Here is a 14,895-nt window from a genome sequence, read left to right as displayed (position 1 = left end):
GGGCAATGCTCGCTCAGCTTTCCAGCCAGACGTCCCGGGCCCAGTGCCAGACCGATTCCCAGCTGTCTTCGCCCACGACTTCTTCGCTGCCATCCCACAGCACTACGGTGCCGTCTTCCTCGACGCAATAGTAGTTATCGCCATCCTGGCACAGCGGAATCAGATCACGTGGTACGCCCGCGTCCCAGGCATTGGCCGCAACATCGGGCAGGTAGGTATGGGACTGTGGGTCGGTAGCAGTGACCGGCTCCAGCGACCCGTACACCACATCGCTGACGGTCAGCAGGAACTCTTTGAACACAAACGGAATGTTGATGAACAGTTGTTCCTCGATCTCGACCAGTTGGTCTTCGTCAGGGAGCTCCAGGGGCACCGGTACCGGCTCATTGGCTTCACGGAGTTGTTCGATCACTTCTTCCACGGTTCACTTCCTCTGACCTTGATGACAACGTTGCGCGTTATACCCTAGTAGCCTGCTCTGGCAAAAGCAAAAACCCCGGGACAGGCCCGGGGTTTTTTGTGCAACGTGCGGCGGTTAACCGTTTTGACGGATACCGGCGACCAGCCAAGGCTGGTTCTCGCCCTGGGCGCGAACCATGTGCCAGCTTTCGCTGAACGCTTCGCCCTGGTCGAAGCGCGAGGTCTTCGACACGCCACGGAAGGTCAGGGTGGCGTCGGTACGGTCGGCACGATCATCGACACCGTCCAGTTGCACGTCCAGGTCATCGATGTAGGTCGACTGGAAGCCATCACCCAGGTCGGCACGCTCGCGCTTGAGGAACTCGAGCATCTGCGGGGTGACGAACTCGGCGATTTTGTCCATCTCGTTGGCATCCCAGTGCTGTTGCAGCGACTGGAAATGGCTACGGGCGGCGGCCAGGAAGCTCTGCTCGTTGAACCAGGCCGGGGCGTTGATCACCGGTGCGGCGGTTGCACCAGGCGCAGCCGAACCACCGAAGATCGACGGCTGGGCAGGCTGGGCGTGCGCTTCACGCTGGAACGGCGCATGGCCTGGGGCTGCCACCTGCGGCTGCTGCTGACGGCGGCGCGCGGCAATGAAGCGGAACACCAGGAAGGCGATCAGGCCGACGATCAGGAAGTCCATGATTTGCAGGCCCTGGAAGCCATCACCCATGAACATGGAGGCCAGCAGGCCACCGGCGGCCAGACCGGCCAGTGGGCCCAGCCAGCGCGAAGCACCGCTGGCGGCGGCCGGAGCCTTGCCTGGAGCGGTCGGCGCGGCGGCAGGCGTGGTTGGCGTGGCCTGGCGGGTCTGGTGGATAGGCGCGGAGCCCGAGCTCTTGCCGCCGCCGAAACGCTTGGCGTTGGCGTCCAGGCTCAGCGTCAGGCCGACGCAGAGCGCCAGTGCGATGCTAAGAAAACGTTGCATAAATGGGATTTCCCCTGTTGTGGATTGCACGCGCGTCATGGTGCACAGGTTCCTGTGCACATGACCAGCGACATAATGTTTCTAGCTTTTGCCTGATGTAACAGGTTTCAGAGTGCTTCGAGCTTGGCATACCCCAGCATCAGCCACTTGCTACCTTCGGCAAAGTTCACCTGCACCCGCGCCTGGGCTCCGGACCCCTCGAAATTGAGGATCACGCCTTCGCCAAACACCGAATGCTGAACCCGCTGGCCCAGGTTGAAGGCGGTCTGCGGAATGTTGGCATTGGCGAACAGGCTGCTGGCGCTGGTGGTCTGCGCACCGCCGAACGGGCGGCTGACGCTGTTGGAAAGACGCACTTCCTGGACCAGGCCTGCCGGAATCTCCCGTACGAAACGGGATACCTTGTTGTAGGTTTCGCTGCCATACAGGCGGCGCGTTTCGGCATAGGTCATGAACAGCTGGCGCATGGCACGGGTGATGCCCACGTAGGCCAGGCGGCGCTCTTCTTCCAGGCGCCCGGGCTCTTCCAGGCTCATCTTATGCGGGAACAGGCCTTCTTCCATGCCAACCAGGAACACGTAGGGGAACTCCAGGCCCTTGGCGCTGTGCAGCGTCATCAGCTGGATGCTGTCTTCGTGCTCGTCGGCCTGCGCTTCGCCGGCTTCCAGCGAGGCGTGGCCGAGGAAGGCCGACAACGGCGAGAGATCGCCGTCATCGTCACTGGTCTCGAAGTTGCGCGCTGCGCTGACCAGTTCTTCAAGGTTTTCTACCCGTGCCTGGCCCTTCTCACCTTTTTCTTCCTGGTGATAGATGATCAGGCCGGACTGCTCGATAACGGTTTGCGTCATCAGGTGCAGCGGCATGTCGGCGACTTTGCCCGACAGGTTCTCGATCAGCTCGATGAAGGCACCCAGGGCGCTGGCAGCACGGCCTTTAAGGGCCTTGGCGGCCAGCAGCTGGCACATCGCGCCCCACATCGACAGCTGACTGTGACGGGCATGCTCGCGGATGGCCTCGACGGTCTTTTCACCGATGCCGCGCGGCGGCACGTTGATCACTCGCTCGAGGGCCGCGTCGTTACCGCGCCCTTCTAGCAGGCGCAGGTAAGCCATGGCGTTCTTGATTTCGGCACGTTCGAAGAAGCGCTGGCCGCCGTAGATACGGTAGGGAATGCGCTCGCGCAGCAAAGCCTCTTCCAGTACCCGGGACTGGGCGTTGGAGCGATACAGGATGGCGATGTCGCTGCGCGAGTTGCCTTGCTTGATCAGGCTCTCGATGGTTTCGACCACATAGCGCGCTTCGTCGTGCTCGTTGTAGGCGGCGTACAGCGTGAGCGGTTCGCCTTCACCCAGGTCGGTCCACAGCTCTTTGCCCAGGCGCCCGCTGTTGTTGGCGATCAAGGCGTTGGCAGCCTTGAGGATGCCGCCGGTGGAGCGGTAGTTCTGCTCCAGGCGGATCATCTCGGCATCGGGGAAGTCGGCGGTGTACTGGTGAATGTTTTCGATCTTGGCACCGCGCCAGCCGTAGATCGACTGGTCGTCGTCGCCCACTGCCATCAGGCTGCCACCGCCTTTGCCGGCCAACAGGCGCAACCAGGCGTACTGCACGGCGTTGGTGTCCTGGAACTCGTCCACCAGCAGGTGGCGGAAACGCCGCTGGTAGTGTTCGAGCAGGCCTGGGTGGTCGCGCCACAGGTCGAGGGCGCGCAGCAGCAGTTCAGAGAAGTCGATGACCCCGGCGCGTTCGCAGGCCTGTTCGTAGGCTTCGTAGATGCTGCGCATGGTGCCCAGGAACAGGTCGCCACTGGCCTGGATATGCTGCGGCCGCAGGCCTTCGTCCTTTTGCCCGTTGATGAACCACTGGGCTTGGCGCGCTGGCCAGCGTTGCTCGTCCAGGCCAAGCTCGCGGATCACCCGCTTGACCAGTCGCTGCTGGTCGTCGCTGTCGAGAATCTGGAAGTTCTGTACCAGACGCGCTTCCTGCCAGTGCGCCCGCAGCAGGCGGTGCGCCAGACCGTGGAAGGTCCCGACCCACATGCCCGCCGGGTTGATGCCCAGCAACTGCTCGATGCGCTGGCGCATCTCGGCCGCCGCCTTGTTGGTGAAGGTCACCGACAGGATTGAGTGCGGCGAGGCCTGCTCGACCTGGATCAGCCAGGCGATGCGGTGTACCAGTACGCGGGTTTTACCGGAGCCGGCGCCAGCAAGCACCAGCTGACGCCCGAGCGTGGCCGCGACGGCCTGGCGTTGGGCATCGTTGAGGGAATTCAGCAGGAGGGAGAGGTCATCTGTGTGCATCCGGCCATTCTAGGGGCAGGCCGGTTAAGGGGCAAACGCATACTGTATGAATATTCACCTTCAAGTGCTGTTACCGATCGGGTTTAACGCGTCGGGCACAGCCAGATCGCCGTGTGGCGATCTGGCAGGGGCAGCGTCAGTCCTCTGCTACGCGGTGCCCGATATCAACCATCTGCGAACCCCCAGGCTGAATGATTTCCAGCTGTTTCCACGTACAGGCGCCCTCGCGGCGGAACAGCACCGGCTTCTCGGTGACCACCTGCGGCGCTATGGCACCGTTGTCTTGCAGTTTCAGCTCGAGCACTTCCCAGCCTGCGCGGTGGCGGACCTTGGGTTCTACCAGAACAGGTTCGATGCCGGGGTGGGCAACGGTCACAGTGCCCTGAACTTCGAAGCAGGTCGGCTCGCCGGGTACTTCGTCGTTATATGCATAAACGTTCTTGATGGTGTTCATGTCCAATTCCTTTGCAGTTGAGCGTTGCGCCAAAGGACGCAGTGCTACTTTCATCGCTGCAAGCGGGCAATGGGACCGGGCAGGCTTTCAGCTATGCCAATGCCTGCCATGCCTTGCCAGCAGGCTATTGGCCTGCTCCGGGCCATTGCTGCCGGCTGCGTAGTGGCGCGGGGCCTGGAAATGCTCTTCCCACCCGTTGATGATCGGGTCGATCCATGCCCAGGCGGCTTCCACTTCGTCGCGTCGCATGAACAGGGTCGAATCACCCTCCAGCACGTCCAGCAGCAGGCGTTCGTAGGCCTCCCAGCGGCGGGTCTGGCCAAACACCTGCGCCAGGTTGAGGTCGAGGTCCACCGGCTCCAGGCGCATGCCCTTGCCAGGGCTTTTGGTCATCATGCGCAGGCTGATGCGCTCGTCGGGCTGCAACTGGATCAACAGCTGGTTGGTCTGGCCACCGCTGAACAGCTCATGGGGTACGGGTTTGAACTGGATGACGATCTGCGACGAGCGCCGTGCCATGCGTTTGCCGGTGCGCAGGTAGAAAGGCACCCCGGCCCAGCGCCAGTTGTCGATGTGGGCCTGGACGGCGACGAAGGTTTCGGTATCGCTGTCGTTGTCCACGTCCTTCTCGAAGTAATAGGCAGGCACTTCCTGGCCGCCAATGTGGCCAGCGCCATACTGGCCGCGCACGGTCTTGTCCTGCACGTCCTGGCCAGTGATCGGCTTCAGGGCGCGCAAGATCTTCACCTTTTCGTCACGCACCGCCTCGGCCTCGAATTGTGCAGGCGGCTCCATGGCCACCAGACACAACAGCTGCAGCAAGTGGTTCTGCAGCATGTCACGGGTTGCGCCGGCGCGCTCGTAGTAACCCCCGCGGTTCTCGACACCGAGGGTTTCGCAGACACTGATCTGCACGTGGTCAACCTGCCCATTGCGCCACACGGGCTCGAGCAGCGCGTTGGCAAAGCGCAGGGCCATGAGGTTTTGCACGGTTTCCTTGCCCAGGTAGTGATCGATGCGAAACACTTGGGATTCGTCGAACACCGTACCGATCGCTTCATTGATGGCGGTGGCCGACTCCAGCGAATGGCCGATTGGTTTTTCCAGCACGATACGCGCTTCGTGATCGGCCAGCCCCGCCACGCGCAAGTGGTTGGCAATGGGCACGAACAGGTTGGGGGCGGTGGCAAGGTAGTAGATGCGGGTCAGCCCTCCAGATTCGCCCAGGTAGCGTGCCAGGCGGCCAAAGTCGGCGCTTTGCGAGGCATCCATGGGGAAGTAGTCCAGGCGCGCGGAAAACCGTCGCCAGACTTCTTCATCGAAGTCGTTGCGGGCGATTTGCGCCCGGCAATGGCGTTCGGCGAGCTTGACGTAGTCGTTACGAGATATGTTGCGCCGCGCCAAAGCAATGATGCGCACGGCAATGTTCAGACGCCCCTCGCGATACAGGTGATAGAGCGCCGGCAGGAGCTTGTGCAGCGCCAGGTCGCCAGTGCCGCCGAATACCATGATGTCGCAAGGAATAGTCAAACCACCACTCTCCACGTTCGTTTAACTGGGCGGGTTGGCGTCCATGTAGTATAACTACAAGAAAGCTACATCCCGGCCAGCCGATCATAACCGAGTCCAGCCCGTGAATCTGTTGCAACATATCGCCCAATCGCGCCACCTGCTGCGCAAATCGGAACTCAAAGTGGCCGACCATGTGCTGCTCGACCCGGCTGCGGTCATGCACAGTTCGATGGCCGACCTGGCGCACAGCGTAGGCATCAGCGAGCCGACCATTGTGCGCTTCTGCCGGGCGATCGGTTGCTCGGGCTTCCAGGACCTCAAGCTGAAGCTGGCGCAGAGCCTGGCCGCAGGCGCCAGCTTCGGGCAGTTCGCCATCCACGAGGACGACTCGGTTGCCGACTACAGCCTGAAAATCTTCGACACCACCTTGCACACCTTGATGGAGGTGCGTGAGCACCTCGACCCGCAGGCGCTGCAGCAGGCGGTGAGCGCCATGGCCCAGGCCCAGCGTGTTGAGTTCTATGGGTTTGGGGCCTCGGGCGCGGTGGCCGCCGATGCCCAGCATAAATTCTTCCGTTTGCTGCTCAGCGCAGCGGCGTATTCCGACCCGCACATGCAGGCGATGTCGGCGGTGACGTTGAAGCCGGGCGATGTGGCGGTGTGCATTTCGCAGTCGGGGCGTTCCAAGGACTTGCTGATCACCGCCAACCTGGTGCGTGAAAGCGGTGCCAATCTGATTACCTTGTGCCCGAGCCAGACGCCATTGGCAGAGCTTTCGACCGTCAACCTGGCAATCGATGTGCACGAAGACACTGAAATCTACACGCCGTTGACCTCGCGTATTGCCCACCTGGTCGTCATCGACGTGCTGGCCATGGGTGTGGCCATGGCGCGTGGGCCGAGCCTGGTCAATCACCTCAAGAGCGTGAAGCGCAGTTTGCGCAGCCTGCGCCTGTCGCCCAAGTCGATCAAAGCGATGGATGACTGATAGCGGCTCGCCTTCGCCTGCAAATTTCACCGATTTGTCACCTTACCTCAGCAAAACGGTAAACCACTGAAGCCAGTCTGAAGCTCCCGCACTCGATCAGGGAGACAGGCAATGGCTCGTGACTTCGATGGCTCTTACCAACCCACCGCCAAGGCTCGCAAACAGCAAGAAAAGGATCAGCGCCGCATGGAATACCGCCGTGCGATCGAAAGCTATTGCGACCAGCGGCAACTGCTGCGCGACCTGGCGGACTACCCGGAGCTGCAAGCGCTTACGGTGTGGCAGGCTTCGGCGGCAACTTCCCCGAAAAGCGCTCAACAATCGCGCTGATCAGCGCGCGTTCGCTGCGAATGAACGTCAGGAACGCCAACGCCACTGGCGATTGTCGCTTGGCCTTGGACTGCACCACGCACCAACTGCGGTACAGGGGCAGTTCTTCGACCGGCAGCTCCTTGAGCACGCCAGTGGCCAGTTCCATGTTCAATGCATGGCGGGTCAGCAGGGCGATACCCAGGCCCGCGATCACGCATTCGCGCTGTGCATCGGCTGAGGCGACTTCCAGGGTCTGGGTGAAATGCACGCGCTTGTCCTTGAAGTACTCTTCGCAGGCCTTGCGCGTGCCCGAGCCCTGTTCCCGGACTAGCAGGGTATGAGGTTCCAGGTCTTGCAAGCGCAGTTGCTCGAGCTTGCACAGGGGGTGATCCGGCGGCGCCACGGCGACGATCGGGTTGTTGAGAAACGGCAGAAACTCCAGGCCCATGTCCTGCGGGACCATGGACATGATGATCAAGTCGTCGCGATTGTCGGAAAGGCGCCTGATCGCCTGGGCCCGGTTGACTACCGTGAGCGTCAGGTTGACCTCCGGGTGACGTTGCTTGAAGGCAGCGAACAGGTGTGGCACGAAGTACTTGGCGCTGGACTCGATCGCCAGTTTCAACTGCCCCTGCAGTGAGCCCTGCATGTCGGACAGTTGCATGTCGAGGCTTTCCAGGCGGCCGAAGATATCCCGGCTGGCGCGTTGCAGCGCCTCGGCTGCTTCGGTCAGGTATAGCTTCTTGCCCACATACTCGAACAACGGTTGGCCCACCAATTCCTCCAGTTGACGAATCTGTAGACTAACGGCGGGTTGCGTTAGCGCCATTTCCTCCGCAGCACGGCTGTAGGAGCGTAAATCACACACCTCATTGAAGATTTGCAGTTGACGCAACGTCATACGCATCAAGGACTTACGCATTTTTCCCCAGGCTCCGGCAAAACCTTGTTACTGAACTATAAGCTTTTGCTAATAGAGCCCCTAACAAATATTGATTTTTGTTTATCAACCTTCAGCGCTAGGGTGAATATGCGACTGGCCAGCGACGTCTGGTCACGCGCCGACGGTAGAACCGGCTCGTATGTTCCTACGGCTTTGGGAAGACTCCAGTGATAAAAAAAATCCTGATCGCCAACCGGGGTGAAATCGCAGTTCGGATCGTGCGTGCCTGCGCCGAGATGGGCATTCGCTCTGTCGCGATCTATTCCGACGCCGACCGTCACGCCTTGCACGTCAAGCGCGCCGACGAGGCCTACAGCATTGGTGCCGAACCGCTGGCCGGTTACCTGAACCCGCGCAAGCTGGTCAACCTTGCTGTGGAGACCGGCTGTGATGCCCTGCACCCGGGCTACGGTTTCCTGTCGGAAAACGCTGAACTGGCAGAGATCTGCGCCGAGCGCGGGATCAAGTTCATCGGCCCGGCCGCCGATGTGATTCGCCGCATGGGCGACAAGACTGAAGCGCGCCGCACCATGATCAAGGCAGGGGTACCTGTCACCCCCGGCACCGAAGGCAACGTTGCCGATATCCACGAAGCCCTCAGCGAAGGTGACCGCATCGGTTACCCGGTAATGCTCAAGGCCACCTCTGGCGGCGGTGGGCGCGGGATTCGCCGTTGCAATAGTCGCGAAGAGCTGGAGCAGAACTTCCCCCGGGTGATCTCCGAGGCCACTAAGGCCTTCGGTTCGGCGGAAGTGTTTCTGGAAAAGTGCATCGTCAATCCCAAGCACATCGAAGCGCAGATTCTGGGTGACAGCTTCGGCAACGTGGTCCACCTGTTCGAGCGCGATTGCTCGATCCAGCGTCGCAACCAGAAATTGATCGAAATTGCCCCAAGCCCGCAGCTCACCCCCGAACAGCGTGCCTACATCGGCGACCTGGCCGTGCGTGCCGCCAAGGCCGTGGACTACGAGAACGCCGGTACCGTGGAGTTTCTGCTCGCCGATGGCGAGGTGTACTTCATGGAGATGAACACCCGCGTGCAGGTGGAACACACCATCACCGAAGAAATCACCGGTATCGACATCGTTCGTGAGCAGATTCGCATTGCCTCGGGTCTGCCGCTGTCGGTCAAGCAGGAAGACATCCAGCACCGTGGTTACGCGTTGCAGTTTCGCATCAACGCCGAAGACCCGAAGAACAACTTCCTGCCAAGCTTCGGCAAGATCACCCGTTACTACGCCCCCGGCGGCCCAGGTGTGCGCACCGACACGGCGATCTACACCGGCTACACCATTCCGCCGTTCTACGACTCGATGTGCCTGAAGCTGGTGGTGTGGGCGTTGACCTGGGAAGAAGCCATGGACCGCGGCCTGCGTGCCCTGGACGACATGCGTGTGCAAGGGGTCAAGACCACCGCCGCGTATTACCAGGAAATCTTGCGCAATCCCGAATTCCGTAGCGGCCAGTTCAATACCAGCTTCGTCGAAAGCCATCCTGAACTGACCAACTACTCGATCAAGCGCAAACCCGAAGAGCTGGCCCTGGCCATCGCCGCTGCCATCGCCGCCCACGCAGGCCTGTGAGGAACCCTATAATGTCCAAGAAAATTCACGTAACCGACACGATCCTGCGCGACGCCCACCAGTCCCTGCTGGCCACTCGCATGCGTACCGAAGACATGCTGCCGATCTGTGACAAGCTCGACAAGGTCGGCTACTGGTCGCTGGAAGTCTGGGGTGGCGCCACCTTCGATGCCTGCGTGCGCTTCCTCAAGGAAGACCCGTGGGAACGCCTGCGCAAACTGCGCAACGCATTGCCCAACACCCGCCTGCAGATGCTCCTGCGTGGGCAGAACCTGCTGGGCTACCGCCACTACAGCGACGACGTGGTCAAGGCCTTCGTTGCCAAGGCCGCAGTCAACGGCATCGACGTGTTCCGCATCTTCGATGCCATGAACGACGTGCGTAACCTGCGTGTTGCCATCGAGGCCGTGAAGGCTGCAGGCAAGCATGCCCAGGGCACCATCGCCTACACCACCAGCCCGGTGCATACCATCGAAGCCTTCGTGAAGCAGGCCAAGCAGATGGAAGCCATGGGTTGCGACTCGGTGGCGATCAAGGACATGGCCGGCCTGCTGACCCCTTACGCCACGGGCGAGCTGGTCAAGGCGCTGAAAGCCGAGCAGTCGCTGCCAGTGTTCATCCACTCCCATGACACCGCCGGCCTGGCTGCCATGTGCCAGCTCAAGGCCGTGGAAAATGGCGCCGACCATATCGACACCGCGATTTCCAGCTTCGCCTGGGGCACCAGCCACCCGGGCACCGAATCGATGGTCGCTGCGCTCAAGGGCAGCGAGTTCGATACCGGCCTGGACCTGGAGCTTTTGCAGGAAATCGGCCTGTACTTCTATGCCGTGCGCAAGAAATATCACCAGTTCGAAAGCGAGTTCACCGCGGTGGACACCCGCGTGCAGGTCAACCAGGTGCCAGGCGGCATGATTTCCAACCTGGCCAACCAGCTCAAGGAGCAGGGCGCCCTCAACCGTATGAACGAAGTGCTGGCGGAGATCCCCCGTGTGCGTGAAGACCTTGGCTTCCCGCCGCTGGTTACGCCGACCTCGCAGATCGTCGGCACCCAGGCATTCTTCAACGTGCTGGCCGGCGAGCGCTACAAGACCATCACCAACGAGGTGAAGCTGTACCTGCAGGGCGGTTACGGCAAGGCCCCTGGCGTGGTCAATGAGCAACTACGCCGTCAGGCGATCGGCAGTGAAGACGTGATCGACGTGCGTCCCGCCGACTTGCTCAAGCCGGAGATGGCCAAGCTGCGTGCCGACATCGGTGCCCTGGCGCATTCTGAGGAGGATGTGCTGACCTTCGCCATGTTCCCGGACATCGGCCGCAAGTTCCTCGAGGAGCGTGAAGCCGGCACGCTGGCCCCCGAGGCCCTGCTGCCGATCCCGGAAGCTGGCGCCGTGGCTGCCCCGGGCGGTGAAGGCGTGCCGACCGAGTTCGTCATCGACGTACACGGTGAAACCTACCGTGTCGACATCACCGGCGTGGGCGTCAAGGCCGAAGGCAAGCGTCACTTCTATCTGTCGATCGACGGCATGCCGGAAGAGGTCGTGTTCGAGCCGCTCAACGAGTTTGTCGGGGGTGGCAGCAGCAAGCGCAAGCAGGCCAGCGCCCCAGGCCACGTCAGCACCACCATGCCAGGCAACATCGTCGATGTGCTGGTCAAGGAAGGCGACATGGTCAAAGCCGGCCAGGCCGTGCTGATCACTGAAGCGATGAAGATGGAAACCGAGGTGCAGGCGGCCATCGCCGGCAAGGTCGTGGCCATCCACGTGGCCAAGGGCGATCGTGTGACGCCGGGTGAGATCCTGATCGAGATCGAGGGCTGACAGAGCCCTCGTCTCCAAGCGGTTAACCTCTGGGGAGCGGATGCTCCCCTTTTTTTATGCGGATTGACGACACGGTCGCCCTCGTGAACTTCCTGGCGTTGAGGCCGTGCTTGTGGGAGTGGGCTTGCCCCGCGAACACCAGCCAAGCCGTTACTTACCACTGCGATGCCGCTTTCGCGGGGCAAGTCTGCGCTCAGGCGTTACGGCACGCCTCGAGCGTCTGCACCTGCCCCCCTGGCTGCTGATTCTCTTCGCTCAACCAGCGCTCGAAGCCCGCTGCCACCTGTGGCCATTCATCATCGGTAATCGAATACCACGCCGTATCCCGGTTGTGGTCCTTGACCACCAGGTGCTTGCGAAACACACCCTCGAACTGAAAGCCGAACCGCTCGGCCGCGCGCTTGGACCGGGCATTGGCGTTGTTGCACTTCCATTCCAGGCGGCGGTTGCCCAGCTCGAAGGCGAGCTTGCCCAGCAGGTAGACCGCCTCGGTGCTTTTGGGGGTGCGCTGCATGGCTGCGCCAAAGGCGATGTGGCCGATCTCGATGCGGCCGTGGTCGGGCACGATCGACATCAACGTGAGGATGCCTTGCGCCTGGTTGCTGGCGCGGTCGATTACCGTGTAGTACAGCGGGTCGTGGCCGGCGGCATTCCCCTCCAGCCAGCGGTCGAAGGCCGCGCGCTCAGTGAACGGGCCGTAGGGCAGGTAGTCCCACAGCACCGGATCGGAGTCCGGGCCTTGCAACACCTCCCAGAGGTCGTTGCCATGGCGCGCAGGGTCGAGCTTTTCCAGGCGAATGAAGCGGCCATCGAGGGGGGTGGCCTCGGGCGTTCTGGCAGGTTCCCAGTGCAATGCGTCAGTCATGATCGGCCTACAACCCTTTGCGGAATTGAATGAAGCCTGGCCGCTCGGCAACCTGTTCATACAGGCTGATGGCGGTGGCGTTGGTCTCGTGGGTGAGCCAGTGCACCTTGATGCACCCGGCAGCCTTGGCGGTCGCATACACGTGCTCGATCAGCTGGCGGCCGATGCCCAGGCCACGCTGGGCGCTATCCACATACAGGTCCTGCAGGTAGCAGGAGTTCTCGATGCTCCAGTTGGAGCGATGATAGATCCAGTTGACCATGCCCACTGCCTGGCCCTCGACCCAGGCCAGGGCGGAAAAGGTGGGTTCGCTCGGGTCGAGCAGGCGCTGCCAGGTGCTGGCGCTGACGGCATCGGGCAACTCGGTTTGGTAGAACCGCAGATAGGCTTGCCACAGGGCGAGCCAGGCAGCATGGTCGTTGGCGCCAACGGGGCGCAGGGTAACGCTGGGCATGGGCTTGTCCTTCACAGTTGGCGCATCTGCGCCGCGAGTTGGTTGTCCAGGTAATCGGAGCTATTGCTCAGGCCCTCGCGCACCCCGGCGATGTCTTGTGCCGAGCGGTTCTGGCTGAGCTTGCGCGCGCCTTGCAGACGGGCGATGGGCATGCGGATACCGACGATGGCGCGCAGCATGCCGTCGAGGTAGTCGCGGGGGGCATCGGCGACTTTCCAGGGCGTGCTGCGGCCCTGTTCATGCCGGTCGGTCAGGCGGCTGACAATGTCCAGCAGCGGGGCGGCTTCATGGATCACTTCGACGGGGCCGTAGGCGTGCACCGCCAGGTAATTCCAGGTGGGCACCACCTTGGGGTTGTCGGCCTTGCTGGGGTAGTAGCTGGGGCTGACATAAGCATCGGCGCCTGGAAAGACCAGCAGCGCTTCGCCGCCACGCTCCAGGTCTTGCCATTGGCGATTGGCGCGTGCCAGATGGGCATAGACGGTACCGAATTCGCCTTCCTCTGGGTCGACCAGCACCGGCAGGTGCGTAGCCAGCAGGCCGTTCTCGCCTTGGCTGACCAGCATGGCCAGGCGGGTTTCAAGCATGTGCTGGTGCAAGCGCCCGAGGTCGTGTTCCTGGTGGGGTTTGCTGTTGTACATACGGGGGTTCCTTGTCCAATGGCTCCATCCTAGGCAGGCTATTGGTTCTGGGTAAGAGCCATTATCGGCTGTTTTTACAGGTCCAATTTCATGAGCGAACGTCCCCTTGTACTGCCATTCGATCCTGCCGGGCTTGTGCTCGACCGTCGCAGGGGGCTCAGCCAGCAGCTCTACCAAGCCTTGCGTGCGCGGGTGTTGGACGGGCGCCTGAGCAGTGGCACGCGCCTGCCGGCCACCCGCGATTTGGCCAAGGTACTGGCGTTGTCCCGCAACAGCGTGGTGCGTGCGTACGATCAGCTGTACGCCGAGGGCTACATCGAAAGCCGGGTGGGCGATGGCACCTATGTGAGTCGCCTGCCAAAACTGTCCACACAACTATCCACAGGGTTATCCCTAGGCTTATCAACAGGGTTATCCACATTTTCATCAAAATATACTGAGGATTTATCCACCCCGGCGCGCTCCAGCGAGCCGCTCGAACGCCTGAAAAGTAACCACCTGCCGCCGCCAAAAAGTGGCGCACCGCGGGCTTTTCGAGTCGGAATTCCGGCCTTCGATCTGTTCCCGTTTGATGTCTGGGCCAAGCTGCAGGCGGGTTTCTGGCGCAAACCAGACCCTGCGCAACTCGGCTACGGCGACCCTGCAGGGGAGCAGGGGTTACGCGAGCTGATCGCCGCCTACCTGCGCCGCTCACGCGGCCTTTCGTGTACCGCTGAACAAATTGTGATCACCAGTGGTGCACAGCAGGCCATTAGCCTTTGTGCACAGCTGCTGCTGCAGCCTGGTGACGCTGTGGCTGTGGAAAACCCAGGTTACCGCGCTGCCGGGCACACCTTTGCCGTGGCAGGCGGCAAGGTCACGGGGGTAGCGGTGGACGAGGAGGGCATGGATTGCCAGCGCCTAGAGCAGGTGGCGGATTGTCGGCTGGCCTATGTCACGCCTGCCCACCAATACCCTACCGGGGTCACCATGAGCCTGGCCCGGCGCCTTGCGTTGCTGGCGTGGGCCGAGCGCAACGAGGGCTGGATCATCGAGGACGATTACGATGGCGAGTACCGCTACAGCGGTGCGCCCTTGGCACCGTTGGCGGCGCTCGACCAGCAGGGACGGGTGTTGTATGTGGGCACCTTCGGCAAGGTCGCCTTCCCAGCCCTGCGCCTGGGCTATCTGGTGCTGCCACCGCGGTTGGTGCAAGCCTTCAGTCAGGGGCGTGCACTGGCGGTGAGGCATTCGGAAGTCGCCACGCAGTGCGTGATGGCGCAATTCATGGCGCAGGGGCACTTCCAGCGGCATATACGCCGCATGCGCAAGGCGGCGCTGAGCCGGCGCAATGTGCTCAAGGCGGGGTGGCCGACGGAGGTTCCAGGGCTAGGGGCGATGCCGGAGGTGGCAGCCGGGCTGCATGTGAAAGTGGATGTGGATAACTTTGCACGGGAGCAGGCGCTGGTGGCGGCGGCGGAGGCGGTCGGGGTCGAGGTCAACCCGTTGAGCAGTTACTGGCTGGAGGACAGCGAAGTGCCTGTGGATAAGCGGGCAGGGCTGGTGTTGGGGTTTGCGGCGGTGCCGGAGGGCGCGATTGCCGAAGCGTTGATGCGCTTGCGCAAGGCCTGGAGAAAGTAGGGGCTGCAGAGCAGCC

Annotated in this window: 14 protein-coding genes; 5 read left to right on the top strand and 9 right to left on the bottom strand. The window is 62.1% G+C overall.

What is annotated here, in order from left to right; translation table 11 throughout:
* Positions 1-13: 13 nt before the first annotated feature.
* The 5 genes from L6D80_RS20590 to zwf form a co-directional block, all read right to left on the bottom strand.
* On the bottom strand, positions 14-421 hold the full coding sequence (locus tag L6D80_RS20590; RefSeq protein WP_054901258.1) for an SMI1/KNR4 family protein: 408 nt from the start codon (positions 419-421) through the stop codon (positions 14-16).
* A gap of 114 nt (positions 422-535) precedes the next feature.
* On the bottom strand, positions 536-1,390 hold the full coding sequence (locus tag L6D80_RS20585) for a Tim44 domain-containing protein (RefSeq protein WP_054901259.1): 855 nt from the start codon (positions 1,388-1,390) through the stop codon (positions 536-538).
* Positions 1,391-1,497: 107 nt separating this feature from the next.
* Positions 1,498-3,687 (bottom strand): DNA helicase II, encoded by a 2,190-nt coding sequence (gene uvrD, locus L6D80_RS20580; RefSeq protein WP_054901260.1) that lies wholly within the window; start codon positions 3,685-3,687, stop codon positions 1,498-1,500.
* A 136-nt stretch (positions 3,688-3,823) separates the two neighbouring features.
* On the bottom strand, positions 3,824-4,141 hold the full coding sequence (locus L6D80_RS20575; protein ID WP_054901261.1) for a hypothetical protein: 318 nt from the start codon (positions 4,139-4,141) through the stop codon (positions 3,824-3,826).
* 87 nt (positions 4,142-4,228) lie between these two features.
* A complete protein-coding gene (zwf, locus tag L6D80_RS20570; RefSeq protein WP_054901262.1) occupies positions 4,229-5,671 on the bottom strand; it encodes a glucose-6-phosphate dehydrogenase in 1,443 nt (480 codons plus the stop codon).
* Between the two features lie 103 nt (positions 5,672-5,774).
* Here zwf and hexR point away from each other — a divergent pair, with 103 nt between their 5' ends.
* Both hexR and L6D80_RS20560 read left to right on the top strand, forming a co-directional pair.
* Positions 5,775-6,641 carry a transcriptional regulator HexR gene (gene hexR, locus L6D80_RS20565; protein ID WP_023383081.1) on the top strand — a complete coding sequence of 289 codons (867 nt, stop codon included), beginning with the start codon at positions 5,775-5,777 and terminating at the stop codon, positions 6,639-6,641.
* A 111-nt stretch (positions 6,642-6,752) separates the two neighbouring features.
* Complete coding sequence (locus L6D80_RS20560) at positions 6,753-6,971, top strand: PA3496 family putative envelope integrity protein (protein WP_054901263.1); 219 nt, start codon at positions 6,753-6,755, stop codon at positions 6,969-6,971.
* On the opposite strand, the gene L6D80_RS20555 is transcribed toward L6D80_RS20560, so the two are convergent.
* Entirely contained in the window at positions 6,913-7,875 is a 963-nt protein-coding gene (locus tag L6D80_RS20555; protein ID WP_054901264.1) for a LysR family transcriptional regulator, read from the bottom strand. The two genes, L6D80_RS20560 and L6D80_RS20555, sit on opposite strands and share 59 nt — an antisense overlap.
* 188 nt (positions 7,876-8,063) lie before the next feature.
* Between L6D80_RS20555 and L6D80_RS20550 the strand changes: the two genes are divergently transcribed.
* Complete coding sequence (locus tag L6D80_RS20550; protein WP_054901265.1) at positions 8,064-9,479, top strand: acetyl-CoA carboxylase biotin carboxylase subunit; 1,416 nt, start codon at positions 8,064-8,066, stop codon at positions 9,477-9,479.
* Between the two features lie 11 nt (positions 9,480-9,490).
* Positions 9,491-11,299, top strand: a complete 1,809-nt coding sequence (oadA, locus tag L6D80_RS20545; RefSeq protein WP_054901266.1) for a sodium-extruding oxaloacetate decarboxylase subunit alpha — start codon at positions 9,491-9,493, stop codon at positions 11,297-11,299.
* Positions 11,300-11,492: 193 nt separating this feature from the next.
* Here oadA and L6D80_RS20540 read toward each other — a convergent pair whose 3' ends face one another.
* The 3 genes from L6D80_RS20540 to L6D80_RS20530 are packed head-to-tail and all read right to left on the bottom strand — an operon-like array spanning position 11,493 to position 13,259.
* Positions 11,493-12,164, bottom strand: a complete 672-nt coding sequence (locus L6D80_RS20540) for a GNAT family N-acetyltransferase (RefSeq protein ID WP_176515817.1) — start codon at positions 12,162-12,164, stop codon at positions 11,493-11,495.
* A 7-nt stretch (positions 12,165-12,171) separates the two neighbouring features.
* Positions 12,172-12,618, bottom strand: coding sequence for a GNAT family N-acetyltransferase (locus L6D80_RS20535; protein WP_054901268.1), 447 nt, complete (start codon positions 12,616-12,618; stop codon positions 12,172-12,174).
* Positions 12,619-12,629: 11 nt separating this feature from the next.
* A complete protein-coding gene (locus tag L6D80_RS20530) occupies positions 12,630-13,259 on the bottom strand; it encodes an FMN-binding negative transcriptional regulator (RefSeq protein ID WP_054901269.1) in 630 nt (209 codons plus the stop codon).
* 90 nt (positions 13,260-13,349) lie between these two features.
* Between L6D80_RS20530 and pdxR the strand changes: the two genes are divergently transcribed.
* Positions 13,350-14,879, top strand: a complete 1,530-nt coding sequence (gene pdxR, locus L6D80_RS20525) for a MocR-like pyridoxine biosynthesis transcription factor PdxR (RefSeq protein ID WP_176515819.1) — start codon at positions 13,350-13,352, stop codon at positions 14,877-14,879.
* The last annotated feature ends 16 nt before the right edge of the window (positions 14,880-14,895 follow it).

Origin of the sequence: Pseudomonas ceruminis (assembly GCF_021602025.1) — a bacterium.
GTDB lineage: Bacteria > Pseudomonadota > Gammaproteobacteria > Pseudomonadales > Pseudomonadaceae > Aquipseudomonas > Aquipseudomonas ceruminis.
The sequence above is the reverse complement of the archived record's forward strand: the minus strand, read 5'-3'. Positions and strand labels throughout refer to the sequence as shown.

What these genes read in the sequence shown, in the direction of transcription:
- L6D80_RS20585 (WP_054901259.1), bottom strand. Translation starts at nt 1,390, where the DNA reads ATGCAACGTTTTCTTAGCATCGCACTGGCGCTCTGCGTCGGCCTGACG.
- uvrD (WP_054901260.1), bottom strand. Translation starts at nt 3,687, where the DNA reads ATGCACACAGATGACCTCTCCCTCCTGCTGAATTCCCTCAACGATGCC.
- L6D80_RS20575 (WP_054901261.1), bottom strand. Translation starts at nt 4,141, where the DNA reads ATGAACACCATCAAGAACGTTTATGCATATAACGACGAAGTACCCGGC.
- L6D80_RS20560 (WP_054901263.1), top strand. Translation starts at nt 6,753, where the DNA reads ATGGCTCGTGACTTCGATGGCTCTTACCAACCCACCGCCAAGGCTCGC.
- L6D80_RS20555 (WP_054901264.1), bottom strand. Translation starts at nt 7,875, where the DNA reads ATGCGTAAGTCCTTGATGCGTATGACGTTGCGTCAACTGCAAATCTTC.
- oadA (WP_054901266.1), top strand. Translation starts at nt 9,491, where the DNA reads ATGTCCAAGAAAATTCACGTAACCGACACGATCCTGCGCGACGCCCAC.
- L6D80_RS20540 (WP_176515817.1), bottom strand. Translation starts at nt 12,164, where the DNA reads ATGACTGACGCATTGCACTGGGAACCTGCCAGAACGCCCGAGGCCACC.
- L6D80_RS20535 (WP_054901268.1), bottom strand. Translation starts at nt 12,618, where the DNA reads ATGCCCAGCGTTACCCTGCGCCCCGTTGGCGCCAACGACCATGCTGCC.
- L6D80_RS20530 (WP_054901269.1), bottom strand. Translation starts at nt 13,259, where the DNA reads ATGTACAACAGCAAACCCCACCAGGAACACGACCTCGGGCGCTTGCAC.
- pdxR (WP_176515819.1), top strand. Translation starts at nt 13,350, where the DNA reads ATGAGCGAACGTCCCCTTGTACTGCCATTCGATCCTGCCGGGCTTGTG.